The sequence below is a fragment of the Exiguobacterium sp. s16 genome (assembly GCF_018618115.1).
Classification (GTDB): domain Bacteria; phylum Bacillota; class Bacilli; order Exiguobacteriales; family Exiguobacteriaceae; genus Exiguobacterium; species Exiguobacterium mexicanum_A.
Map to the genome: position 1 here is coordinate 81,813 of NZ_JACSLM010000001.1, position 24,205 is coordinate 106,017.

At 51.6% G+C, this 24,205-nt stretch carries 26 protein-coding genes; 23 read left to right on the forward strand and 3 right to left on the reverse strand.

The genetic code is table 11. The annotated features are described in order from the left end of the window. Window positions 1-157 precede the first annotated feature (157 nt). The gene (locus tag KNP86_RS00460; protein ID WP_034776602.1) at window positions 158-1,942 is read right to left on the reverse strand and encodes a glycoside hydrolase family 13 protein; all 1,785 of its coding nucleotides are present in this window, start codon (window positions 1,940-1,942) and stop codon (window positions 158-160) included. Between the two features lie 373 nt (window positions 1,943-2,315). Between KNP86_RS00460 and KNP86_RS00465 the strand changes: the two genes are divergently transcribed. The 11 genes from KNP86_RS00465 to KNP86_RS15640 all read left to right on the forward strand — a co-directional run bounded on the left by KNP86_RS00465 (window position 2,316) and on the right by KNP86_RS15640 (window position 14,989). Continuing rightward, window positions 2,316-3,581, forward strand: coding sequence for an extracellular solute-binding protein (locus KNP86_RS00465; RefSeq protein WP_034776603.1), 1,266 nt, complete (start codon window positions 2,316-2,318; stop codon window positions 3,579-3,581). A gap of 105 nt (window positions 3,582-3,686) precedes the next feature. Next, complete coding sequence (locus KNP86_RS00470) at window positions 3,687-5,039, forward strand: carbohydrate ABC transporter permease (protein WP_052090084.1); 1,353 nt, start codon at window positions 3,687-3,689, stop codon at window positions 5,037-5,039. 1 nt (window position 5,040) lies between these two features. Next, window positions 5,041-5,874, forward strand: coding sequence for a sugar ABC transporter permease (locus tag KNP86_RS00475; protein WP_034776607.1), 834 nt, complete (start codon window positions 5,041-5,043; stop codon window positions 5,872-5,874). Window positions 5,875-5,897: 23 nt separating this feature from the next. Then, entirely contained in the window at window positions 5,898-7,409 is a 1,512-nt protein-coding gene (locus KNP86_RS00480) for an alpha-amylase family glycosyl hydrolase (RefSeq protein WP_214752401.1), read from the forward strand. Window positions 7,410-7,460: 51 nt separating this feature from the next. Beyond that, entirely contained in the window at window positions 7,461-8,504 is a 1,044-nt protein-coding gene (locus KNP86_RS00485) for a LacI family DNA-binding transcriptional regulator (RefSeq protein ID WP_214752403.1), read from the forward strand. Window positions 8,505-8,738: 234 nt separating this feature from the next. Next, window positions 8,739-9,686, forward strand: coding sequence for a YsnF/AvaK domain-containing protein (locus tag KNP86_RS00490; RefSeq protein ID WP_214752405.1), 948 nt, complete (start codon window positions 8,739-8,741; stop codon window positions 9,684-9,686). Between the two features lie 88 nt (window positions 9,687-9,774). Beyond that, complete coding sequence (locus KNP86_RS00495; RefSeq protein WP_214752407.1) at window positions 9,775-10,584, forward strand: YsnF/AvaK domain-containing protein; 810 nt, start codon at window positions 9,775-9,777, stop codon at window positions 10,582-10,584. Next, on the forward strand, window positions 10,581-10,988 hold the full coding sequence (locus KNP86_RS00500) for a general stress protein (RefSeq protein WP_214752409.1): 408 nt from the start codon (window positions 10,581-10,583) through the stop codon (window positions 10,986-10,988). The genes KNP86_RS00495 and KNP86_RS00500 overlap by 4 nt, the downstream gene beginning before the upstream one ends. Window positions 10,989-11,198: 210 nt before the next feature. Then, window positions 11,199-13,496, forward strand: a complete 2,298-nt coding sequence (locus tag KNP86_RS00505; protein WP_214752411.1) for a glycoside hydrolase family 65 protein — start codon at window positions 11,199-11,201, stop codon at window positions 13,494-13,496. Window positions 13,497-13,641: 145 nt separating this feature from the next. Further along, complete coding sequence (locus tag KNP86_RS00510) at window positions 13,642-14,490, forward strand: YitT family protein (RefSeq protein ID WP_034776620.1); 849 nt, start codon at window positions 13,642-13,644, stop codon at window positions 14,488-14,490. Window positions 14,491-14,563: 73 nt separating this feature from the next. Continuing rightward, complete coding sequence (locus tag KNP86_RS15640) at window positions 14,564-14,989, forward strand: 5'-methylthioadenosine/S-adenosylhomocysteine nucleosidase family protein (protein WP_251130390.1); 426 nt, start codon at window positions 14,564-14,566, stop codon at window positions 14,987-14,989. Between the two features lie 291 nt (window positions 14,990-15,280). Here KNP86_RS15640 and KNP86_RS00520 read toward each other — a convergent pair whose 3' ends face one another. After that, window positions 15,281-16,093: a Cof-type HAD-IIB family hydrolase gene (locus KNP86_RS00520; protein ID WP_214752413.1), complete on the reverse strand. Its 813-nt coding sequence runs from the start codon at window positions 16,091-16,093 to the stop codon at window positions 15,281-15,283. 165 nt (window positions 16,094-16,258) lie between these two features. Here KNP86_RS00520 and KNP86_RS00525 point away from each other — a divergent pair, with 165 nt between their 5' ends. The 11 genes from KNP86_RS00525 (at window position 16,259) to KNP86_RS00575 (ending at window position 23,000) form a co-directional block, all read left to right on the forward strand. After that, the gene (locus KNP86_RS00525; RefSeq protein ID WP_034776626.1) at window positions 16,259-16,453 is read left to right on the forward strand and encodes a YjzD family protein; all 195 of its coding nucleotides are present in this window, start codon (window positions 16,259-16,261) and stop codon (window positions 16,451-16,453) included. A 67-nt stretch (window positions 16,454-16,520) separates the two neighbouring features. Further along, window positions 16,521-16,940, forward strand: a complete 420-nt coding sequence (locus KNP86_RS00530) for a thioredoxin family protein (protein WP_034776627.1) — start codon at window positions 16,521-16,523, stop codon at window positions 16,938-16,940. After that, window positions 16,937-17,719 carry a phosphatidylserine decarboxylase gene (locus tag KNP86_RS00535; protein ID WP_052090086.1) on the forward strand — a complete coding sequence of 261 codons (783 nt, stop codon included), beginning with the start codon at window positions 16,937-16,939 and terminating at the stop codon, window positions 17,717-17,719. Before KNP86_RS00530 ends, KNP86_RS00535 begins: the two co-directional genes overlap by 4 nt. Before the next feature lie 127 nt (window positions 17,720-17,846). Beyond that, a complete protein-coding gene (locus KNP86_RS00540) occupies window positions 17,847-18,473 on the forward strand; it encodes a YqeG family HAD IIIA-type phosphatase (RefSeq protein ID WP_034776630.1) in 627 nt (208 codons plus the stop codon). Between the two features lie 134 nt (window positions 18,474-18,607). Further along, window positions 18,608-19,720: a ribosome biogenesis GTPase YqeH gene (yqeH, locus tag KNP86_RS00545; RefSeq protein ID WP_034779781.1), complete on the forward strand. Its 1,113-nt coding sequence runs from the start codon at window positions 18,608-18,610 to the stop codon at window positions 19,718-19,720. Beyond that, the gene (gene aroE / locus KNP86_RS00550; RefSeq protein WP_214752415.1) at window positions 19,717-20,502 is read left to right on the forward strand and encodes a shikimate dehydrogenase; all 786 of its coding nucleotides are present in this window, start codon (window positions 19,717-19,719) and stop codon (window positions 20,500-20,502) included. Before yqeH ends, aroE begins: the two co-directional genes overlap by 4 nt. Before the next feature lie 5 nt (window positions 20,503-20,507). Next, window positions 20,508-20,804: a ribosome assembly RNA-binding protein YhbY gene (yhbY, locus tag KNP86_RS00555; protein WP_034776635.1), complete on the forward strand. Its 297-nt coding sequence runs from the start codon at window positions 20,508-20,510 to the stop codon at window positions 20,802-20,804. Further along, window positions 20,801-21,370 carry a nicotinate-nucleotide adenylyltransferase gene (locus KNP86_RS00560; RefSeq protein ID WP_214752417.1) on the forward strand — a complete coding sequence of 190 codons (570 nt, stop codon included), beginning with the start codon at window positions 20,801-20,803 and terminating at the stop codon, window positions 21,368-21,370. Before yhbY ends, KNP86_RS00560 begins: the two co-directional genes overlap by 4 nt. Beyond that, window positions 21,360-21,917, forward strand: coding sequence for a bis(5'-nucleosyl)-tetraphosphatase (symmetrical) YqeK (gene yqeK / locus KNP86_RS00565; RefSeq protein WP_214752419.1), 558 nt, complete (start codon window positions 21,360-21,362; stop codon window positions 21,915-21,917). The genes KNP86_RS00560 and yqeK overlap by 11 nt, the downstream gene beginning before the upstream one ends. A 10-nt stretch (window positions 21,918-21,927) precedes the next feature. Continuing rightward, entirely contained in the window at window positions 21,928-22,275 is a 348-nt protein-coding gene (gene rsfS, locus KNP86_RS00570) for a ribosome silencing factor (RefSeq protein WP_034776639.1), read from the forward strand. Continuing rightward, window positions 22,275-23,000 (forward strand): class I SAM-dependent DNA methyltransferase, encoded by a 726-nt coding sequence (locus KNP86_RS00575; protein WP_034776641.1) that lies wholly within the window; start codon window positions 22,275-22,277, stop codon window positions 22,998-23,000. The genes rsfS and KNP86_RS00575 overlap by 1 nt, the downstream gene beginning before the upstream one ends. 46 nt (window positions 23,001-23,046) lie before the next feature. Here KNP86_RS00575 and KNP86_RS00580 read toward each other — a convergent pair whose 3' ends face one another. Continuing rightward, the gene (locus tag KNP86_RS00580) at window positions 23,047-23,460 is read right to left on the reverse strand and encodes a VOC family protein (RefSeq protein ID WP_034776645.1); all 414 of its coding nucleotides are present in this window, start codon (window positions 23,458-23,460) and stop codon (window positions 23,047-23,049) included. A gap of 154 nt (window positions 23,461-23,614) precedes the next feature. Between KNP86_RS00580 and KNP86_RS00585 the strand changes: the two genes are divergently transcribed. Further along, entirely contained in the window at window positions 23,615-24,196 is a 582-nt protein-coding gene (locus tag KNP86_RS00585; protein WP_251128234.1) for a DUF2238 domain-containing protein, read from the forward strand. Window positions 24,197-24,205 lie beyond the last annotated feature (9 nt).

Below are 24,205 nucleotides of genomic sequence, written 5' to 3' on the forward strand. Positions count from 1 at the left end.
GTTGTATTCTCCCTTGTTTCTACAATTCTCTATATGAAATATTTACGTTGTCAAAATCACAAGGGTCATGTTACTCCTTTTGAAATGAAAAAGAAAGGGATTTGGCAAATTATTTTCAACAAAAAAAACACCCGCCGAAACGGGTGCAAAACGGAATTTATTTCATTTTTAAAATCGTGGCACTGTACGGTGCGAGCTCGACTTCGAGCGAGTCTACATCCCGGTCGCGCAGCAAGTCGTAAGCGCTTCCGGTATGGCCGAGCGGGTTAAGTTTCGATACGGAATCAGAGTTATTGAAGTATATCAAATACGTCTCATCTTTCGTACAACGCTCGATGATGAGGGCGTTATCCTCATCGTCGACGAGATTGAAACGATACGAGCCGCCGTTCGCGAGCACCGGATGCTCTTTGCGGAGTCGAATCAATTTCTGCACATAGCGGAACAATTCGCGATCTTCTTCGGCTTCGTCCCACGGCATACAACGGCGGCAGCCCGGGTCTTGTTCACCTTCGAGGCCGATCTCGTCCCCGTAATAGATACATGGGCTGCCCGTGTACGTGAGCATCGACGTCATGAGCAACTTGAACTTTCCTTTATGCCCTTTCGCTCGTGTAAGGGCACGCGGCGTGTCGTGCGAATCGATCAAGTTGAACGTCACTTCGTTCACGTTCGTCGTGTTCATCATCTCGACGCGTGTCAACTCATTGCGAAACTCGGAAGCAGACGTCCGGTCGAGCGCGAAATAGTTGAGGCTCGCGTTCGTAAACGGATAGTTCATGACCGCATCGAACTGGTCACCTTTAAGCCATGGCTGGGCATCGTGCCAAATCTCACCGAGGATGTACGCATCCGGATTCGCTTGTTTGACCGTTTTACGGAAATCGCGCCAGAACGCGTGATCAACCTCGTTAGCCACGTCTAACCGCCACCCGTCGATGCCGAATTCTTCGACCCAGTAGCGGGCCACTTCTAATAGATAAGCTTTCAACGCCGGGTGCTCCGTATTGATCTTCGGCATGTTCTTCTCGAACGCGAACGTGTCGTAGTTCGGCTTCGGCGTCGTCTCGATCGGGAAGTCACGAAGATAGAACCAGTCACGGTACTCTGACTGTGGTCCTTTTTCGACGACGTCTAAGAACCAAGGGTGGTTGTAGCCGACATGGTTGAAGACGGCGTCGAGCATGACTTTGATACCGTTCTCGTGGAGAAGATCGACGAGTTGTTTGAACTGCTCTTTCGTTCCGAACTGCGGATCGATTTCCATATAATCGAGCGTGTCGTATTTATGGTTCGTCGTCGCTTTGAAGATCGGGCAGAAGTAAATCCCGGTGATCCCTAGATCGACGATATGGTCAATATGGTCGATGATCCCTTGGAAGTCGCCGCCGAAGAAGTTCGTGATCGTCGGTTCGGTACTATTCCATGGGAGCGTGCCTTCGGGATCGTTAGAAGGGTCACCGTTCGCGAACCGGTCCGGGAAGATTTGATACCAGACTGTGTCCTTCACCCACGATGGGGCGTGGAAGATGTCGACCGGGTTGATGAACGGGATGCAGAAATAGTAGCCCGTGTCGTCGAGCGGTTTATCTTCGAACCAACCTTTTTCCGTATAGACGGCCGTCTCATTGCCGTCATGGAGCCGGAAGCCGTAACGGAGGCGGCGGAATGGCGGTTTGATGGCGATGAACCAATAGTCGTATTGATCATCATGGCCGATTTTTTCCATCGGCGTCTCGAACGTACGCCAAAAGCTCGGCTTGTCCGGGTCGAAATTCCACATGGCCGGATCTTCCGAGTGCCAGTCGTACGGGTCGTTCCAAATTAAGTCAACAGATTGGATATCATTTCTTTTCGTATGGAAGCGAATATGTATCGTTTCTCGGTCATACTTGTACACGAAAGGGGACATGGCGCGGTGATAGATGGCTTCTTTGATCATGGGTTTGAGTTCCTTTCTCTATTAAGGGTTATAACCATTTTACACTGTCTGTTCAGAAAAGAAACAACAGTTGTGAAAACGTTTGCTCAAGCAAAGGGTAATAAAGCGTTTACATTTTGTCAATCGCCCGATTCATCATTTTTTGCGAAATAGGGTCATAAATAATTCAAAAAGAGATAAATGGGACAACCACAATAAAAAAAGCGAAAAAAAAGACTTGTAAAACGCTTACACAACTGTATAATAAAAATTGAGGTGAGGATGCAAACGTTTTCACTAACCTACTGATTCTGTAGCGGAGTTGATTAAAATCAGTAGGCCAGTGCGATTGCGCAAATCTGACCATACTATTTCCTTGGGGAGGTTTTTCATCATGAAGATGAAAAAAATGGTAGCAGGACTTTCAACGGCAGTATTCGCTTTCGGTGCACTTGCTGCATGTGGTGGCGGTACGGACAATGGTTCTACTAACGAAGGCGGTTCTTCTAGCGAGAACAAGCCAGAAAAAATCGTAATTTGGGAAGATATTGAAAAGTCGGAAACGACGAAAGAAGTTGCGAAGGCGTTTGAAGAAGAACACGGCGTCGCAGTTGAAGTCGTTGAAGTCCAGATGACGGATCAAAAGGACAAGTTGGCGCTTGACGGCCCGGCTGGTAAAGGTCCTGATATCGTTCTCGTACCGCACGACCAAATCGGAACGATCGCTGACCAAGGTCACTTGGCTCCACTTACTGACGAAGGCGCACTTGACGCGTTCACAGACGCTTCGAAATCGGCTGTCATGTTCGACGGACAAGCTTACGGCTACCCGAAATCAGTTGAAACGCCAGTCCTCATGTACAACAAGGATTTGGTATCAGAAGCTCCTGCTTCAATGGACGACTTGTACAAGTTGTCTACAGATCTTAAAGATAAAGGCGAGTACGGATTCCTCGGTCTTTGGGATAACTTCTACTTCGCTCACGGTGTCGTGGCTGGCTTCGGCGGTTACGTCTTCAAAGAAGACGGCGGCGCGCTCGATCCAACTGACATCGGCTTGAACAACGAAGGCGCAGTCGAAGGCTTCGAGTACATCGGCAAATGGTACCAAGAAGGCCTCTTCCCTAAAGGGTTGATCGGCGAGTCTGGCGGCCAAGCGATGGACCAACTCTTCACTGAGAAGAAAGCACACACAGTCATGAACGGACCATGGGCCGTAGCTGGTTACACAGATGCCGGCATCAACCTTGGAGCGTCTGCATTGCCGACACTTCCAAACGGTGAGCCAATCAAGACGTTCATGGGCGTGAAGACATATGCACTTTCGGCTTACACAGAAAACCAAGAGTGGGCTGAAATGTTCCTCGCAGAACTCACGAACGAAGAGAACGCATTGAAGATGTTTGAAGCTTACAACGAGATCCCACCAGTAGCAGCACTCGAGTCGAACGAGACAATCACGTCGAACGAAGTTGCGAAAGCGGTATTCGATCAAGCAACGAACGCGATCCCAATGCCTAACATTCCTGAAATGGGACAAGTTTGGGAGCCAATGGCACAAGCGCTTCAGCTCGTAGCAACTGGCAAGCAAGATGCAAAAAAATCAGCTGACGATGCTGTTAAAGTCATCGAGCAACAAATCCAAGCAAACAACCAATAAGGATATGAAATGATGGGGTACGCCGACTGGCGTTCCCCCTCATTTTCTAGAATTGAGCAAACGCTTGCTCGATTGATTTGCTCAAATTGAAAGGAGAAATTGAGGATGGCTTCAATCGCGAACCCTAAAACGCCGGAACAACGTCCGGAAAAACCGACCAATCATGCTCGGAACGCCGCATTACTTTCGATCATTCCGGGAGCCGGTCAATTCTATAACAATCAAAAAGCGAAAGCGATCGCTTTCTTTATCGTTATCATGTCTTATTTTGCAGTAAACTACGATCTCTTTTTCAAAGGAGCGGGCGCAGGACCTGGCGACCGTGGTGGCCTTTGGGGATTGATCACGCTTGGCGAAGTGGCAGGACCTCGTAACGACCACTCCATCTTCTTGATGGTAGAAGGGATTGTCGCATTAATCTTACTTTTCTTCGGAATTGCGTTCTACATCTGGAACATTCGTGACGCCTACCGAGTCGGTCGCATTCGTGATCAGCACCTAAACGTCCCAACGTTCCAAGTGCAACTCCGCAACTTGCGCGACCATGGATTCCCATACTTGATGTTGATCCCGTCGCTCATCTTGCTCGTCTTCACAGTCGTATTACCACTCATTTTCACATTCTTGATCGCGTTCACGAACTATCGTTACAACAACGCACCACCGGCAAAACTTGTCGAGTGGATCGGGTTTGAGAACTTCACACGAATTTTTGAAATCGACATTTGGCGCGACACATTCGTCGGCGTTCTCGGCTGGACACTCGTCTGGACGGTCGCTTCGACGGTCGGTGTCATCGCGATCGGGATTTTCCTCGCGGTCCTCTTGAACCAAGAAGGCCTTCGCTTCCGCCGCTTGTTCCGCTCGATTTTGATTTTGTCATGGGCCGTTCCAGCGTTCATCACAATCTTGATTTTCCGTTCGATGTTCAACGAATCGTTCGGTGTGTTCAACACGACGATCCTTCCAGCGTTCGGACTTGATCCGATCAACTGGATGACCGATCCGACGGCGACACGCAGCGCGCTCATCTTGATTCAATGGTGGCTCGGCTTCCCGTTCATCATGACGCTCATGACTGGGGTATTGCAATCGATCCCTGGCGACTTATATGAAGCGGCGACGATTGACGGTGCGACCATCTTTGACAAGTTCCGCTTGATTACGTTACCGATGCTCTTGTTCGCAACAGCACCGATTCTCATCACGCAGTTCACGTTCAACTTCAACAACTTCAACATCATCTATCTCTTTAACGGCGGTGGACCGGCTGTACCGGGACAAACTGCTGGTGGTACCGATATCTTGATTTCATGGATTTACAAATTGTCTCTCGGAGCCAACCCGCAATACGGACTTGCGGCTGCGATCACGCTCATTCTGTCATTCTTCATCATGACACTTGCCGTCATCCAGTTCCGTCGGACAAAATCTTTCAAAGACGAGGATATGATCTGATATGAAAAAACAAAAACGAATCAATTTGGCGTTCTCTTATGTCATCTTGACGCTTGCGTCGATCATCATTCTCTATCCAATGCTTTGGGTGGTAGGGACGTCATTCAACCCGGGTCGTACCATCACGTCAAAAATCATTCCAGAAAATCCGACGTTCATTCACTATAAAAACTTGTTTGATCTAACGATTTCGGATTATAGTTTATGGTATGTGAACACGTTGAAAATCGCTTTCATTACGATGGCGCTCGCTGTCATCTTGGTGACGATCACTGGTTATGTGTTCTCGCGCTATCGTTTCGTCGGACGGAAGAACTCGCTCGTCTTGTTCCTCGTCTTGCAAATGGTGCCGCAATTCGTCGCCATCATCGCCATCTACGTATTGCTCAACATGCTCGGTCTTCTCGACACGCACACAGCGCTCATTCTGCTGTATGCCGGTGGCGCGATTCCGATGAATACGTACTTGGCAAAAGGTTATTTCGATACGATTCCGAAAGAGCTCGATGAAGCCGCTCGGATGGATGGTGCCGGTCACCTTCGTATCTTCTGGCAAATCATTTTGCCGCTCGCGAAGCCAATCGTCGCAACGATCGCCCTCTTCAACTTCATGGGCCCGTTCAACGACTTCATCTTGGCATCGCTCGTCCTTCGGACACCAGAGAAACAGACGCTCGCGGTTGGTCTTTACAACATGATTTCTCGACAGTTCGACAACAACTTCACGTTGTTCGCGGCAGGCGCCGTCCTTTCGGCCCTCCCAATCGTTCTCTTGTTCTTCATGTTCCAACGCTACTTCGTCTCGGGTCTCACTGCCGGTGGTACGAAAGGATAATACTCACTTAAGGGGGAAGCGATATGAGGCGAGGCGTCGTGCTCGTTCTTCTGTCGCTTCTTTTGTTTCCAACAGTCGTCGGAGCGAAAGAAGCAGCATCGTGGGAACAGGAACGCATGTACTTTATCATGGTCGATCGGTTTGTTGACGGGAATCCCGATAACAATGACCAGGTCGATCAGAATGACCCGAAAGCCTTTCATGGGGGCGACATCCGAGGCGTGATTGAAAAACTTGATTACATCGAGTCGCTCGGATTCACGTCCATCTGGTTGACGCCGGTGTTTGAAAACATGCCGGGCGGTTACCATGGCTATTGGATTAAAGATTTTTATGACATCGATCCCCAATTCGGGACGAAAGAAGATTTGCAGGAGCTCGTCGATGAGGCGCATAAGCGGGATATGAAAGTCATCCTCGACTTTGTCGTCAACCACGTCGGGCCGAACCATCCGTGGGTCGAAGAAAAACCAGACTGGTTCCATGACGAGCTACCAATCGTGCTGTGGAACGATCAAGAACAAGTCGAGACGCACTGGCTGTTCGATTTGCCCGACTTTAAGACCGAAGACCCGGAAGTGAAAGACTACTTGCTCGAGGCGGCCACGTATTGGATTGAAGAGACCGGCATTGACGGCTATCGTCTCGATACGGTACGTCACGTCGACAAACCGTTTTGGGAAGATTTCGTCAAAGCGGTCCGTGAAGTCGATCCAGATTTTTATCTCTTGGCCGAAGTGTTCGATCCGGACCCGCAGTATGTCGCCGAGTATGATGGCTTAGGCTTCAACAGCATCACCAATTTCACGTTTTATGACCGCGTCTCGAAGACGATGACGCAAAAGACGGCGAACGTCGACGAAATCGACGTGGCCGCAAGTTACGCCGAGACGTTCTTTAATGATCCGAACCAAATGGCGACCTTCCTCGATAACCATGACGTCGAACGTTTCATGCACGTCGCGGAACTAGGTGGTGCCGAGTCGGCCGAACGCAGGCTCCGCCTCGGATTGTTCGCCCTTTACGCGTCACCGGGGATGCCAATCGTCTTCCAAGGCACGGAGAATGCACAAAAGGGCGGGGCTGACCCCGCGAACCGGGTCATGACCGATTTCCCTGGAAATGAAGAGCTCCATGAATACGTTGCGACGATGAACCGGATGCGGGCCGATTACCCGGTGTTTGCGACCGGCGAACAACGGATGATCGCTTCGAAAGACGGCATGGCCGTGTTCGAACGTCGTGACGGCGACGATGTCGCACTGTACGCCATCAATATGAACGCCGAGGACAGAGAGATTGAATTCGAGGTAAGCGAGGTCGGAGAAGATACACGGCTTCGTGGTCTCTTGTTCTCACAACTTGTCACGGACAGCCGTGGCACGTTCACCATCAAACTCGCAGGAGAAAGTGCAAACGCCTACATCGTCGAAGAATCGGAAGTGAACATGTGGACGATTGGTCTACTCGTCGTCGCCATCCCGATTTTCTTGACTGGATTGGTCATGTGGAAGCGTCGCAAGAGTGCGAGCTGACGATACCCTGTGATAGGGAACTTTGAACTAACGGAAGCAAGGGGGAGCATCATGCAAATCACGATTAAAGATGTCGCCAAACACGCCAATGTCGCACCGTCGACCGTGTCACGCGTCATCGCCAACAGTCCGCGTATCAGTCAAAAAACAAAAGAGCGTGTACGCAGTTCGATGGAAGAACTCGGGTACCATCCGAACATTCACGCGCGAAGCCTCGCCAACCGCTCGACGCAGTCGATTGGTCTCGTCATGCCGAGCGCAGCGACGAAGACGCTACAAAACCCATTTTTCCCTGAAGTGTTGCGTGGGATCAGTACGAAAGCCCATCAAAACGGCTACTCGCTCTATATGACGACGGGTGTCACCGAAGAAGAAGTATTGTCCGGGGTCATCGAGATGGTGCAAGGACGTCGCGTCGACGGGGTCATCGTCTTGTATTCACGAGAAGACGACAAAGTCGTTCAATACTTACGTCAGACGAAATTCCCGTTCGTCGTCGTCGGGAAGCCGTTCGGGGATGCTTCATCAATCACATACGTCGACACGGACAACTATTTGGCCGGACGAGAAGTGACGAAACATCTATACAATCTCGGCCATCGCTGTATCGCCTTCATCGGAGGCTCGGATAAACTAGCGGTCACGCAAGACCGGCGCAACGGGTATGCGACGGCGCTCATGGAAGCAGGAATCCCGGTTCGCGAAGACTATATCGCCCGGGCCGAGTTTATGACGAAAGGCGGCGCCAAAGCCGTGCGCGAGTTGCTTCAACTAGAGGAACCACCGACAGCCGTCGTCGTCAGTGACGATATGATGGCGCTCGGTGTCATCAGCACGCTCAGTGAGATGGGACTCAGAATCCCTGAGGATGTCGCCGTCGTCAGTTTCAACAACGTCTACATCGCGGAACACTCGAACCCGCCGCTCACATCGGTCGAAATCAACATTTTCGGCCTTGGTTTCGAGGCGACGAACTGTTTGATTGAACAGATCGGTGATAGCGCGCCACCTTACGGGAAACGCGTCATCGTGCCGCACTATTTGGTCGTCCGCCAGTCGTGCGGTCAGAAAAAGAAGACTGAAATCGTTGAATGAGTGTAAACCTTCCGTATCATGCGGAAGGTTTTTTTGTGCTCAATTCGGATGCATATAATAGAAAGAGAATCAATCGGTCAAAAGTCATGACGTTACAAACAGATTACAATCATGAAAGAAATGCATGAAACGGAGTTGCAAGGGAACATCTACATTACCGGCCGAATGGCAGATCATTACGAATCCGCCCAGCCAATAACCAAAAAATACAGAATGTGAAAGGGAGATACAATCATGGATAACAAACGTTATGTAGGCACTTACTATCAGGAGTCAGAGCTCGTGTCAAAAATTGATCAACTTCGTGCCGAGGGGCATCGCGAAGACGATTTGTACGTCGTTGTGAAAGATAAATCGAACCTTTCGATGGTTCGCGGCGAAACGGATGCAGAAGTAAAAGAAACGAAAGCGTCATGGCTTGATCGCTTCTTTGGAGTCGCGGACGGAGAAGACGAAGTTCGTCATACGTTCGATAAACTCGGTTTCTCAGAAGAAGAGACAGCACGTCACCGTCAAGACATCGAGAACGGTGGATTCGTCCTCTTGTTGGACTCGAACGACGGCATCTTAGATGACGGTCGTAACTCGACGTTCGAAGGTGGCCGCACATCAGCTGGCTACGGTTCAGAAGGCAACGAAGCAGGCAACATGACCGCACGTGACGTTGGGATGACAGGAGCTTCAAACACTGGTATTCCATCGGAACGATTCAACGATATGGATGAAGATATTCGTAACCGCACGGATTTGACGGATGAGCAAAAGCTCGAATTGCATGAAGAGCGTCTCCAAGTGAACAAAGAGCGTGTTCAAACAGGAGAGGTTCGCGTCGAGAAAGATGTCGTCGAACACGAAGAACGTGTCGATGTCGAAGTCGAGCGCGACGAAGTCTACGTCGAACGCCGTCGCGTTGATGGGGACCGTGAAGCGACAGGACATTCATTCGATGCGACAACGGACCGCGATGAGATTCGCGTGCCGGTCACGGAAGAGCGCGTCGACGTGACGAAGAAAGATGTCGTCGCCGAAGAAATCGTCGTCGGCAAAGAGAAAGTGAAAGATACAGAAACGGTACGTGAGACGTTACGTAAAGAAGAGGCGCACGTCGAAGGGGAAGATGACCTTCGCCATCGTGATCATGACCGCGACCATACACGTCGTGATGAGCGCGACCGCTTCTAATCTGATTGACTAAGTACCTCGACAAGGATGGCTCTCTCTGAGGGACCATCCTTTTTTTCGCCAATTGACTAGAGGAGGAACGAACGCCATGAAACATGCAATCATCTCAGAAGTTTTTGATCATCCCGAAGCGTTGCTTAATCGAACGGTCGATTTAAAACGAGAAGGGTATGAAGAAGAAGACATGTACGTCCTTGTCAAGCGGGCCGATGTGGCGGACGCTGTCCGCCGTCACTCGAACCTCTATGTTCTCGTCACCGATGAACCGGGAACGGTCGCCTCGCTCGTCACGTCGAGTGAGCGGCCAATCGAACGCTGGCTCAAAAGCATGCGCTTGACGTCAGAGCAACAAGACCGCTTTGCGAAAGAAGTTGAACAAGGTAGACTCTTCCTCTATGTCGACGCGGACCGGAGTGAACAACAGTTTAATGCTACGAGTTCGAAGACCGAAACCGCGCCGAAGACGGAGGAACAGACGCTCGCCTTACACGAGGAACGGCTGACGATCGAGAAGCAAGCGGTCCAAGCAGGAGAAGTCGTCATTAATCGTCACGTAGCGGAGACCGAACAAGAGATTGAAGTGCCCGTTCGGAGGGAACAGGTCCATGTGGAGCGGACGACCGGATCAGAAGCTGTGGTCGAAGATTATGATTTCGATCAACCCGGTATCCGCACGATTGACGAAGGGGACCACTTACGAATCCAAGTCATCGAGGAACGGGCTTTCATCGTGAAGCGTCCTGTCGTCGTCGAAGAAATCATCGTTCGAAAACAAGTGACCGAAGACGTCAAGACGATGACGGAAACGCTCCGCAAAGAAGAAATCGAAGTGACCGAAGTCGGACAAGCCGATGTCACGGTCGAAGACCATACAACGCGAAAGGATGAGACACAATGAGTAAACGTCGTTTTGTAGATACGTATCAAGAGGAGGCGGCCCTCGTCGCCAAAATCGATCAACTGACCGAAGAGGGTTACGACGAAAGTGATGTGTTCGTCGTTGCGAAAGATCAAGACGATGTCTCGCTCGTCAAACGGAATACCGATGCGAAAGTGGAAGAAGCGAGCGCGAACTGGATGCAGAAATTCACTGGCGTCGCGGAAGGCGAGGAGGAAGTGAAGCGGGCCTTGCTTGACCTTGGTCTCACTGACGATGACGTCAACCGGGCGTACGGAGACATTTTAAACGGAGGGTATGCCCTCATCCTCGACGAACCGGATACGGGATTCAATGACGGGAACAACCCGGCATTCGAGGGTCACGAAGCGAACGCCGCGTTTGGACGCGACCAAGACAAGTGACTAGAGCACCTACTGCCTTCTTGAAAAGGTGGTAGGTTTTTTGTTTGCTCCAAAAAGTAAGAAAAAAATTTATGCAAACGATTGCATTCTTGTGTGAGTCGTGTAAAATGAGAGGTGAGATTGAAATACAGCGCTTTCATAGACAAACGGTTGCATGATTCGATTGTCTGATGACGAGTAGCCTTGTAGAGAAAAAGGAGTGGCAGACAGATGAAACGATTGTTTGCAGTCGATGAATGGAAAGTAACGGAAGAGAACTTGCATCCGAAAGAAAACCGCCTCGCAGAATCGATTACCTCGCTCGGTAACGGTCATATGGGGATGCGCGGTAACTTTGAAGAAGATTATTCAAACGATACACACCAAGGCTTCTATGTGGCCGGCGTCTATTATCCAGATAAGACGCGTGTCGGTTGGTGGAAAAATGGATATCCAGAGTACTTCGCAAAAGTATTGAACGCGACGAACGTCGTCGGTCTTCGTGTCGCCATCAACGGGACACCGGTTGATTTGGCGAAGTGGGAAGTGAAAGACTTCACGCGTGAGCTCGATATGCAACGCGGCGTCCTCACACGGACGTTCACGCTCGTGAACGGAACGGAAGAGACGAACGTCGAAGTCGTCCGTTTCTTCTCAATCGTCGATAAAGAGATTTTGGCAATCCGTTACAACGTCACTCCGGTGAACTACGAAGCGAAAGTTGAATTCACACCTTACTTGGACGGCGATGTCGTCAATGAGGATTCGAACTATGATGAGAAGTTCTGGTTACCGGTCGAGCATGGTGTTGAAGAACGTTTCGGATTCGTGACAACGAAAACGAAGAAACTCGATTGGCACATCACGGCCTCGATGATCGCAGACGTCGAAGGAGCCCGTTGTGAAGTGCTCGAAGCGACTGATCTTTACGTCGCCAACAAATTCACGGTCACGGCGGCAGCTGGCGAGACGGCGACAGCGTACAAATACGTCTCGGTCGTAACGAACCGTGACTACGAAGTCGAGGAATTGCAGTCGACGGGAATGCAACGCGTTGAGATGGCGTTTGAGAAAGGCTTTGAAACGCTTCTCGCCGAGCAGACAGAAGCATGGCTCGCTCGCTGGGAAGATGCCGACGTCCGCATCGATGGGGACGCTGAAGCGCAACAAGGCATCCGCTTCAACATCTTCAATATGTATCAGACGTACACGGGCGAAGACTCGCGCCTCAACATCGGACCGAAAGGGTTCACTGGTGAGAAATACGGCGGTGCCACATACTGGGATACGGAAGCATATTGCCTCCACTTCTACTTGGCAACGACGAAACCGGAAGTCTCATGGAACTTGCTCAAATATCGTCACAACCAATTGCCGCAAGCAAAAGAGAACTCGGTCAAGAACGTCGGCATGGAAGGTGCCCTCTATCCGATGGTGACGATGAACGGGGAAGAGTGCCACAACGAGTGGGAAATCACGCATGAAGAGATTCACCGGAACGGTGCGATCGCCCACGCCATCTTCAACTATACGAACTTCACGGGCGACAAGTCATACCTAGGTCAATACGGACTTGAAGTATTGGTCGAGATCTCGCGTTACTGGGCGAGCCGCGTCAACTTTGTCCCGCACAAAGACGTGTATATGATCCTAGGCGTCACAGGTCCGAACGAATACGACAACAACGTCAACAACAACTGGTATACGAACTTGATTGCCGCTTGGACGCTCGAGTACACGCAAGAAGTGTACAACTATTTGAAAGAAGCAGAGCCGGCGCGCCTTGAAGAACTTATCGCGACGCTTGGTCTCTCAGATGAAGAACTCGCGAAGTGGAACGATATCCAAACGAAGATGTACTATCCGAAAGATGACCTCGTCCCAGACGTGTTCATGCAACAGGACGGCTTCATGGATAAAGAACAGATCTTGGTGAAAGACCTTGACCCGAAACACTTGCCGCTCAACCAAAACTGGTCGTGGGACCGCATCCTCCGCTCGAACTTCATCAAACAAGCGGACGTGCTCCAAGGGCTGTATACGTTCAGCGACCGCTTCACGGTCGAACAGAAGCGGGCCAACTTCGATTTTTATGAGCCGCGTACGGTTCACGAGTCGAGCTTGTCACCTTGTGTTTACTCAATCATTGCGGCCGAAGTCGGTTACGAAGATAAAGCGGTCGAGTTGTATCAGCGTTCGGCGCGCCTCGACCTCGACAACTATAACAACGACACAGAAGACGGGCTTCACATCACATCGATGGTCGGCTCATGGATGTCGATCGTTCACGGTTTCGCAGGCATGCGCGCCCTCGAGACGGAACTCACGTTCAGCCCGATGATTCCTAAGGGCTGGAACGGGTACTCGTTCAACATGCTCTGGCGCGGTCATCACTTGACGGTCACGTCGACGCGTGAACAAGTGACGATCAAACAGACGGGCGGTACGGACGTGTCGATCCGCGTCTACGGAAACGTCGTCACGGTCCCGGCAAACGATGCGGTGACCATCGAGACAGTGAAAGCGTGACCAAACGCATCAGCTCAACAAGTCGGCTCCGGCCGGCTTGTTTTTTTATGAGAAGCGCGGACACATCCCATTATTTTTATGGTAGGCAGCACTAGAAAACTATGTTATCTTGATTCTTAGCCATTTTTGAAAGGGGAGACAGAACTTGACGGAAGCCGTTAAAGAACACGCACGCATCGGGATCGTTTCGATTATCGGGGGAGTGTTCGTTGCATTATCCATGACATTATTCTTAATCCCGGCGGGGGTATACTCGACCGGATTTACAGGGCTCGCCCAAATCTTTACGAAACTGTTTGCGGGGACACCGTTTGAGCTCGGAGAAGGGATTTGGTTCTTCGTCTTGAACGTGCCGCTCTTGATCGTCAGCTACTTCATGCTCGGCAAGAACATGATGATTCATACGTTGATCAGTGTTGCGGCAGTTACCGTGTTTATTCGCGTGCTTCCGCAGTCGTCAATCATTTCGGACGACCCGCTTTTGAACGCTGTGTTCGGCGGGGTTTTGCTCGCCATCGGTTCGGGGATCACGATTCGCTTCGGTGCCTCGACCGGTGGATTTGATATCGTCGCCCTCATCTTGGCGAAGTTCACGAACAATTCGGTCGGCGTCTATCTGTTCCTCATGAACATGATGATCGCGCTTTGGGCCGGTGCTTTGTTCGGGTGGCCGACCGCGCTTTATACGATCGTCTTCTTATACGTCACGTCGAAAGTCATCGACGAGATCTATACGAACACGCAGCGGCAGACGCTCTTCATCGTCACGAGTCATCCGGACGAAGTGACGAAAGAACTGCATCAGCACGTCTTCCGCGGCATTACGCTCATGCCGGCAATCGGTACGTATTCGAAAGTCGAGAAAGCGACGCTCATGATGGTCGCCCAGCGCCACGAAGTGCGTGAGATCACGCGAATCTGTAAAGACGCCGATCCAAGCGTCTTCATCAACATGGTTCCGACTGAAAATGTCGAAGGTGCGTTCCGACGCTGAAATGAACCCCCGCTGAACGCTCAGCGGGGGTTATTCTATAGATAGGAATAAAAAGAGATGGGGTGGATGTGTGATGATTGGAGTCAGTATTGCGACGAAGTGGGAATACGAAGCGACATTGGAGCATTATGACGTCAAAGTGGATGAGCGGTTCAGCTACCCGTATGGCGAGTACTTCATGAGGACGGTTGATGACGTCGAACTCGTATTCTACAGCACCGGTGTGCGGAAAGCGAACGGGGCCGGCGCCAATCAATATATGATGTCTCGGTTCAACTTAGTAAAAGTAATTGTGGCTGGAACGTGTGCCGGAATCGACGATACGTTCAACCCGTTGGATATCCTCGTCCCTCATCGCGCCGTTCAATATGATTGCACGGTGAAAGAAGTGGAACCGCTGATCAAGCAATCGTTCATCGTCGACATTGAACTAGCGAACTACGGGAACGATTTTTTGACCGGTACCATCGCGACGGCCGATCGAGCGGTCGTGATGTAGAACGATTATCTAGAACTCAAAGAGCATAACATCACCATCGCGGATACGGAGGCAGGCGCCATCGCCTATATCTGTAAGAAAAATGACGTCGAGTGTATCATCATCAAAGGCATCTCTGACTTCCCGACGGATGAACGCGACGCGAATCCAGTCGAATCGAACGCGGAACAAATCAATGTGTACATCGCGAACACCCCGAAAGTCATGACCAAGATTTTTGACGACTATTTGATGCGCTTTCTGTAGGCAAATCGCAAAAAACACCGACTGCAGGAACAGTCGGTGTGTGGATTATGCTTTGATGCCAAGCTGTTCTTCGAGGTAGATGGCGATGCCGTCTTCCATGTTCGACGCGGTCACTTCATCCGCGACGGCTTTCAACTGGCTGATGGCGTTGCCCATCGCGACGCCGGTGCCGACGTAGTCGAGCATCTCGAGGTCGTTTTCCTCGTCGCCGAACGCGATGATGTTTTTGCGGTTGATGCCGAGATGTTTCGACACTTCGCGCAACCCGAGCGCTTTCGACGTGTTCTGACTCATGACCTCAATCATGTGCTCCGGCATGCGCCATTGGCGGTTCAAGACGGCCTCGGCGTGGACTTTATTCAAACGAGCGCGGACGTTATCGACGTGCTCTTTCGTCGCGTGGATGAGGAGCGAGGTCGGTTCTTCCTGCAAGTGCTTGAGCAAGTTGCCCGACGTGACGCTGAGCGCGCGCTCGGCGTACGGGCTATAAAACTCTTGCGGGTCTTTATGGAAGTAGACGTGGTCGGTCACTTCGACGACGATGTTGTGCGCTTTCGTGTCCGAGACTTCTTCGATGATCTCGTGCGCCGTCTTGAGCGGGATCGGCCGGTGCGTCACTTCGTATGACGGATCTTTCGGGTGATGGACGAGCGCTCCGTTAAAGTTGATGAGCGGCGTCGTCAAGCCGAGTTCTTCGTAATACATGATCGAATGGCGTTGTGGGCGTCCGGTCGCGATCATGACTTCATGACCGGCCTCACGGGCCGCTTGAAGCGCGCGCACGTTGCGCTCACTGATCGTTTTGTCGTCGCGCAACAACGTTCCATCTAAATCGACTGCGATTAAATAACGTGACATAAAGGGTTCCTCTTTTCTACGAGATGCTTATTTCTCAAACCGTACCATATTTCCCGTTTCGACGGAAAGAATATACAATCGAGGTCGCACATTTTACGGTAACAATGCTATACTAAGGTCGTATGAATTTTTCATGAATCATCTGTGAGATGGAGGGGACTATCGATGCGTTACTTAGTCACATTGTTCTGGGCGATCTTGCTTTCGAATACAGCAATCTTTATCATTTCTGCTGTCGATGGCGTGTCGTTCAACGCGATGCTCGCGACATTCTTTGGCGTCGTCATCACGATCTTTATTGTACTCTTGGACACGCTTAACCAAGATATGGGGATTAGCGACGTCGCACAAGAGAAGTAAGACGTCTACAACCAAGCTGGCTCATATCCGAGTCAGTTCTTTTTATATTATTTAGGAGGAATCGAATATGAAAAACAGTGCCAAACGGGCGAACTTCATCACGTTCGCCATCATCGGTGTCATCATCATCGTCGGGATCGCTCTCTTGTTCTTCTTGAACAATGCGAACGAGGAGACGGGCGTCAACGCTGTCACACCGGACGAGCTTGAAACGAAGATTTCAGAAGAAGAGGAAGTCGTCGTCTACTTCTGGCAGACTGGTTGCGAATACTGTGAGCAAGTCAAACCGTACGTCGAACCACTCATCGAAGAATATGACGCCGTGTCGATCAACTTGGCCGACCACAACGTCTGGACGACTTACGGCATCAACGGAACACCGACAATGATTCGTTTCCAAGATGGAAAAGAAGTCGGTCGTGTGGAAGGTGCCGTCTCTGAACAACAATACGAGACGTTCTTTAAAAACGAGGAGGGCGCACAGTGATCAAAAGCCGCTTGTATCAGACTTTGTTTGAGTTGAACGCGACCCCGGTCATTGCCAAACGACTCCGTGCCTTCGCTGAATCGTCAGCGAGCCGGTCCTTCATCCCTTCGTTTGCGAAAACGTATCAAATCAATCTTGATGAAGCGGCGGAGCCGATCGAGGCTTATCCGAGCTTGCACGCCTTTTTCACACGGCACTTGAAAGAAGGGGTCCGGCCAATCGATGCAAGTCCGGACTCGGTCGTCTCGCCATGTGACGGGAAACTATCCATCGTGGCCGATATCACGGACGATAGCCGCTTCGAAGTGAAGGGACAATCGTACACGCTCGCCGAACTGCTCGGCTCGCAACAAGAAGCGAGACGTTACGCCGGCGGCACGGTCTGTGTCCTCTACTTGAGCCCACGCGACTATCATCGCGTTCACGTCCCGCTCGCCGGGCGGGTGCTCAGCCACTACGAGCTCGGTGACCGTTCGGCCCCGGTCAATGACATCGGCTTGACGGAGACGGTTCGTCCGCTCTCACGAAACTATCGCCGCGTCACACGCTTTGAAACGGCGTCCGGGTTGTACGAACATATCATGGTCGGCGCCTTAAACGTCAACACGATCGAATGGACGCTCGACGGCGACCGCGCTGCCAAAGGAGAAGAGGTCGGATACTTCTCGTTCGGTTCGACCGTCATCCTATGTTTTGAGAAAGACCGCGTCACGATTGACCCAGCAAAAATCGGTCCGGTGCGACTCGGAGAAGTCATCGGTACGATGCAAAACGATTGATTTTAAAAACTTTTTCAGGCCGACCGAACGATACACTAGTCGTTTGGTCGGTTTTCGTTTACCATAGAAGGGATATCACTACATGTATAGTAGTTGAATCGCTTTAGCTAATTGGAGGAATTTAAACGTGTTTAATCGACTTTATCCGAAACAGTTCGTCGCGTCAGTTTTTGACATCGACCTTGAAGAATTGAAAGACCGTGGGGTCCGCGTCATTTTGACGGACCTTGATAATACACTCGTGGCCTGGGACGTCCCGCACGCACCGGAGCTTCTTTTGCTATGGCTTGAAAAAGTGAAATCACACGGACTCGATGTCATCGTCGTCTCGAATAACAACGAGAACCGCGTACGTACGTTCACGGAACCGCTCGGCCTTCACTATGTGGCGCGTGCGAAAAAGCCGTTGCCGTCTGGATTCAAACAGGCGCTCGCAAAATATGGATACTCGACGAAAGAAGCCATCTTCTTAGGCGATCAATTGTTCACGGACGTGCTCGGCGCCAATATGGCCGGGATTCACGTCATCCACGTGCAACCGGTCGTCAAGACGGACGGACTCGTCACCAAGTTCAATCGCATGCTTGAAAAAGTCGTGTTCGCCCATATGAAACGTCGCGGGAAGTACGTGTTGATCACGAAAAAAGTTGAGGAAATCGCTGTCGATGCGAAGCGCGCCAAAGTGGCGGTCGCTGAGAAAATCGGTGAAGCGATGCACTCTCGTTCCGAAGATTCACATAAAAAAGATGAATAAGGACCTCGAACGCACAGGAAGAAGGAGGCTGTCCATGTACGGCGCGTAAGGCGTCGGAATTAACGCTTCAGGAGTAGCGGCGAGGCGCTACGGTGAATGAAGAAGAGGCAACTCAAATGACAGCAGACAACATTATGGAAGAAACAAAACGTTATTGCGCCGGTTGCGGCGTCGCCATTCAAACGGAAGACCCGACCGGTGTCGGTTATGCACCAAAATCGGCACTCGATCGCGAGATCGTCATTTGCCAACGCTGCTTCAAATTGAAGCACTATAATCAAATTCAAGACGTCGAACTGACAGATGACGACTTCTTGCGTATCTTAAACGGCATCAGCGCGAAAGAAGCGCTCGTTATCAAAATCGTCGACATCTTCGACTTCAACGGTAGCTGGTTGCCGGGGCTCCAACGCTCGGTCGGCACGAACCCCGTCCTCTTGGTCGGGAACAAGGTCGACTTGTTGCCGAAATCGGTTAACCCGAACCGGATGTCTAACTGGATGAAGGCCGAAGCGAAAGAGCTCGGTTTGGAACCGATTGACGTCCATTTGATCAGTGCGAAAAAAGGTCACGGGATCGACGAGCTCGCCGAAAAGATCGAATATTATCGGAAAGGCAAGGACGTCTATGTCGTCGGTTGTACGAACGTCGGGAAGTCGACGCTCATCAACCAAGTCATCAAACGTTTCGGGGCAGAGGACGAGGCCATCATCACGGTCAGTCATTTCCCGGGAACGACGCTCGACTTGATCGATATCCCGCTCGATGATGATGCGAACCTTTATGACACGCCAGGGATTATCAATCGTCACCAAATGGCGCATTACGTCGATGCGAAAGATTTGAAAACGATCACCCCGAAAAAAGAGATCAAGCCGCACGTGTTCCAGTTGAACCCGCAGCAGACGCTCTTCTTCGGTGGACTCGCCCGTCTCGACTACATGGAAGGCAACAAGCGCTCATTCGTTGTCTACATGTCAAACGAGTTGAAGACACACCGGACGAAGCTCGACAAAGCAGATGAACTATACGAAAACCATATCGGTAAGATGCTCAACCCGCCGAACGAGAAGACATTACAAATGTTGCCTCCGCTCGTGCGTCACGAGTTCAGTCTCCGTGACGGCGTCAAGACCGACATCGTCTTCAGTGGACTCGGTTGGGTTGCGATTCACGGAAAAGGTGGACGCATCGCCGCATGGGCACCAAAAGGAGTGGCCGTCACATTGCGTGAGGCGCTCGTATGAGACTGGCCGTCCTCGGTCACCCGATTGCTCATTCGCTCTCTCCCGTCCTGCACGAGCAGTGGCTGAGCGCGTCTGGGCTTTTCGGGCGCTATGAGGCACTCGACGTCGCCCCGGACGAGCTCGGGGACTTGTTTCAAGCGATGCGGGACGGCGTCTGGGACGGCTTTAACGTCACGATTCCGTACAAAGAGGCGGTCATCCCGTATCTCGACGAACTTGATCAGGCGGCTGAAGCCGCCGGTGCCGTCAACACCGTCTATAAACGGGACGGAAAGCTGATTGGGACGAATACGGACGGTGTGGGTCTAGTCACCGCACTCGACCGTCATACCGATTGGACGGGACGTGTGCTCGTTATCGGGGCAGGCGGGGCAGCGCGCGGGATCATCAGCGCCTTGCCGACCCGAGCCGTCACGATCACGAACCGAACGATGGAACGAGCGGAGCGTCTCGCGGAGGCGTTCGGCATTGAAGCGCAGGCGCTCACCGACGTTGATCCCTCACGCTATGACGTGATCATCCAGACGACTTCGGTGGGGATGGATGGTATCCATTCGCCTCGATCATTAAAAGGTTTACGACAAAACACCGTCGTTTGTGATATCATATATCGTCCACTCGTCACACCGTTTTTAAAGGAAGCCGCCAAAAGTGACGCGAAAATCGTCAACGGAACTGCCATGTTCGTCGGACAAGGTGCTTTGGCGTTTGAATATTGGACAGGTGTGAGACCGGATCAACTTGTCGGAATGAAGTTAATTGAAAGCTTATTGGAGGAATAAATAGTATGTTATCAGGTAAACAAAAACGCTTTTTACGTGCTGAAGCACACCACCTTTCACCGATTTACCAGGTCGGGAAAAATGGAGTCAGCGAAGCGATGTGCAAAGACATCAGCGACGCGCTCGAAAAACGTGAGCTCTTGAAAGTTCAAGTGCTCCAAAACTGTGCCGATACGCCGAAAGATGTAGCCGGTGAATTGGCTGAGGGCACGAAAGCCGAAGTCGTTCAAGTCATCGGAAAAGTCATCGTCTTGTACAAACAGGCGACTGAGAAAGAAAATCGCCAAATCAAACTCCCATGAGCCGCATCGGCCTGATGGGAGGCACGTTCGACCCGCCGCATCTCGGTCATTTGTTGATTGCCGAGCAGGCACGTGAACAGCTCGCCCTCGACGAGGTCTGGTTTCTACCGGCGGCAATCCCGCCTCACAAGGCGGGGTTCAGTCCGGCCGAGGATCGGATCGAGATGACACGACGGGCGATCGCGGACCAAGCCGATTTCAAGCTGAGCTTGATCGAGTTTGAACGCGACGAACCGTCTTACACGGTCGAGACGATGAGACGGTTGCGGGACATGTACCCAGACGACACGTTTTTCTTCTTGATCGGGGCGGACTCGCTCGAGTCGCTCGAGAAGTGGTTCGATTACGACACGCTCGTGACCCTCGTCACGTTCGGGGCCGTTGCGCGTCCGGGTAGCCGGTATCGCATCCCGAGACAGGCAGATGTGCGCACAATCGATATGCCGCAACTCGAGATCTCATCGACCGATATCCGGGAACGGGCGAAACGGGACAAGTCAATCAAATATCTCGTCCCACGCGATGTCGAAACTTATATCAAGGAGCGCAACTTGTATGACGTATGAGGAAGCACAATCATTGATTGAGGCGACATTGCCGGAGAAACGCTATATCCACACGCTCGGTGTCGTTGAGACGGCAGATCGGTTGGCCCGTTTATACGGTGCCGATGTGGAACAAGCACGTCTCGCGGCGATGTTGCATGACTATGCGAAATATTTTGATAGCGATATGATGCGCCAAGTCGTGGTCGAGGAAAACCTTGACCCGAGCTTGCTTGCGTTCGATGACGAACTGCTGCATGCACCGGTCGGCGCGATTCTATTAGACCGGGCGTATGACCTTGACCCGGCCGTTGTATCGGCCATTAAGAACCATACGACCGGAGAGCCTGGCATGTCACGCCTCGACCAGATTTTATTCGTCGCGGACGCGATTGAACCGAACCGGTCGTATCCGGGCGTCGACACGTTGCGTGACCTCGCGGACCGTTCGCTCGAAGCGGCCGTCGTCGCGACGTTGCGTCAGACAATCGATTATTTATTGAAGAAGTCGGTGCGAATCTTTCCACTGACGATTGAGGCGTATAACCATTTTGTGAAAACACCCTAGGAGGTACAGTATGACTGTAAAAGAAGAATTAGAATTGATCGTGAAGGCCGCTGACGATAAGCGTGCCGAAGATATCGTCGTCCTCGACATGGAAGGCATCTCACCGGTCGCAGATTATTTCGTCATCTGCCACGGTAACTCAGAGAAGCAAGTCCAAGCGATCGCACGCGAAATCAAAGACGTGGCCGGCGAGCATGAGCTTCCGCTCCACAAATTCGAAGGCATGGACTCGGCACGTTGGGTGCTCGCTGACCTCGAAAACGTCGTCGTCCACATCTTCCATCGCGATGACCGCGACTACTACAACCTTGAAAAATTGTGGGCAGATGCGCCACACGTTGAAGTGGAAGTCGGCTAATGGCGTACGAAGGGTTCGCCTACGTCTACGATGAGTTAATGAAAGATGCCCCGTACGAGGATTGGGTCGCCTTCGTGCGTCGCCACGTCCAAGACGGTGCATCGCTTGCTGACGTCGGATGCGGGACGGGCTCGGCGACGATTCGCTTGGCGGAACATTACGAGACGATCGGACTCGATTTATCCGAGTCGATGCTCGAAGTCGCCCAAGAGAAGGCGCTCGAGGCAGGCATCACGCTCCCGCTCTGGCAACAGGACATGCGGGAGCTTGAATTGCCACACCCGGTTGACGCCGTGACGATCCTTTGTGACTCGCTCTGCTACCTCGAGGATGAGGCCGACGTCATCGACACGTTCGAGGCGGTGTACGAACAATTGAAACCGGGCGGCATGTTCATCTTCGATGTGCATTCGCCGAACAAGATGCAGACGCTCTTCAATCAGAAGACGTATGCCTCGAACGGAGAAGATTGCTCGTATATCTGGTTCGCCGACCCAGGCGAAGCACCGCTCTCGGTCGTGCACGATTTGACGTTCTTCGTCGCCCTCGAAGATGGCACGTATGAGCGTGTTGAAGAGACACACGAGCAACGGACGTACGAGCCGGGGCAATATATGCAGTGGCTCATCGGAGCCGGCTTCCATGTGAAATCGGTCACCGCTGACTTCACGGACCAAGCCCCGGGCCCGAACGCAGAACGAATCTTTTTTGTCGCCCAGAAATAAACGAGACCCCATCGCGGATTAAACTGCGATGGGGTCTTTGTCATAGTCACGCCTCGTGACTGAACTGCCATTGGACACCGAAACGGTCTTCGACCATGCCGTACGCCTTGCTCCAAAACGTCTCTTGGAGCGGCATGAGGACATGGCCCTCGTCTGACAAGGCCTCGAATTCGCGACGAATCGCCTCGAGGTCGTCGGTCACGACGGCGAGAGTAATGTTTTGCCCGAACGTCACCGGACCGTCCGGCATCGCGTCTGAAAACATGAGCGATGTACCATGGACGTTCAGACGAGCGTGGAGGACGAGGTCGGCCATCTCGTCTGGGACCGGTTCGCCGTCCGGTCCAGGCTGGGCTGCGAACGTCATAATCTCTGGTGCGGGCTCGCCGAACACGTCCGCATAAAATAGCACGGCGTCGCGGCAGTCACCGTTGAAGTTGAGATAAGGATTGATCGGCATGAGAGTTCCTCCTTGAATCGTTTTTTTCAGTATGGAACATATGGATGCGTGAAGAATCCGACAAAAGCACGAATTTTCGAACTGGGTTGTTGAAATGTTCGCTGAAACGGGAATGAACAAGATGAGACATTCTAACGAAAGAAGGCGCGTTACATTGAAACTGACACGAGGACGTCTATTGGAATTCGGGTTCGTGTTGTTCATGGCAATTATTCTCGTCACGTCGATCATCGAAGGGGAATGGTTTGACGCGAGCGTCGCTGGGGCGGGGATCGTGTCGGGATTGATTCCGTTCATTCTCGAGAAGACGTTCAAGACCGAGTTCGACGCCAAGATGAAAGTCGCCTATATCTTGTTCTTGTTCGCATCGCAATATTTGGGCTCGATCGTCGGTTTATATTCGAATGGATGGTGGGACACGTTTCTGCACGTGTTGAGCGGCGTGTTCTTGGCGTTTCTCGGCTTCGATTTCTTAAGTCGACTTGATGAGGACATCCGGCTCGAGATGCCGAAGCGGTTCGTCTTCGTCTATATCGTTGTTTTCGCAATGGCCGGGGCAGCGCTTTGGGAAATGTATGAATTCACATCGGACTTGGTGTTGAACACGACGATGCAAGGGAACGGGAATGATGACACGATGGTCGACATCGTCGCGGGATCACTCGGAGGTATCATTGCGGCTCTCCTTGTGACCGAAATCCATCGGAAAGAACAGCGTAACAAACGTAAAAATTGAAAGCGATTT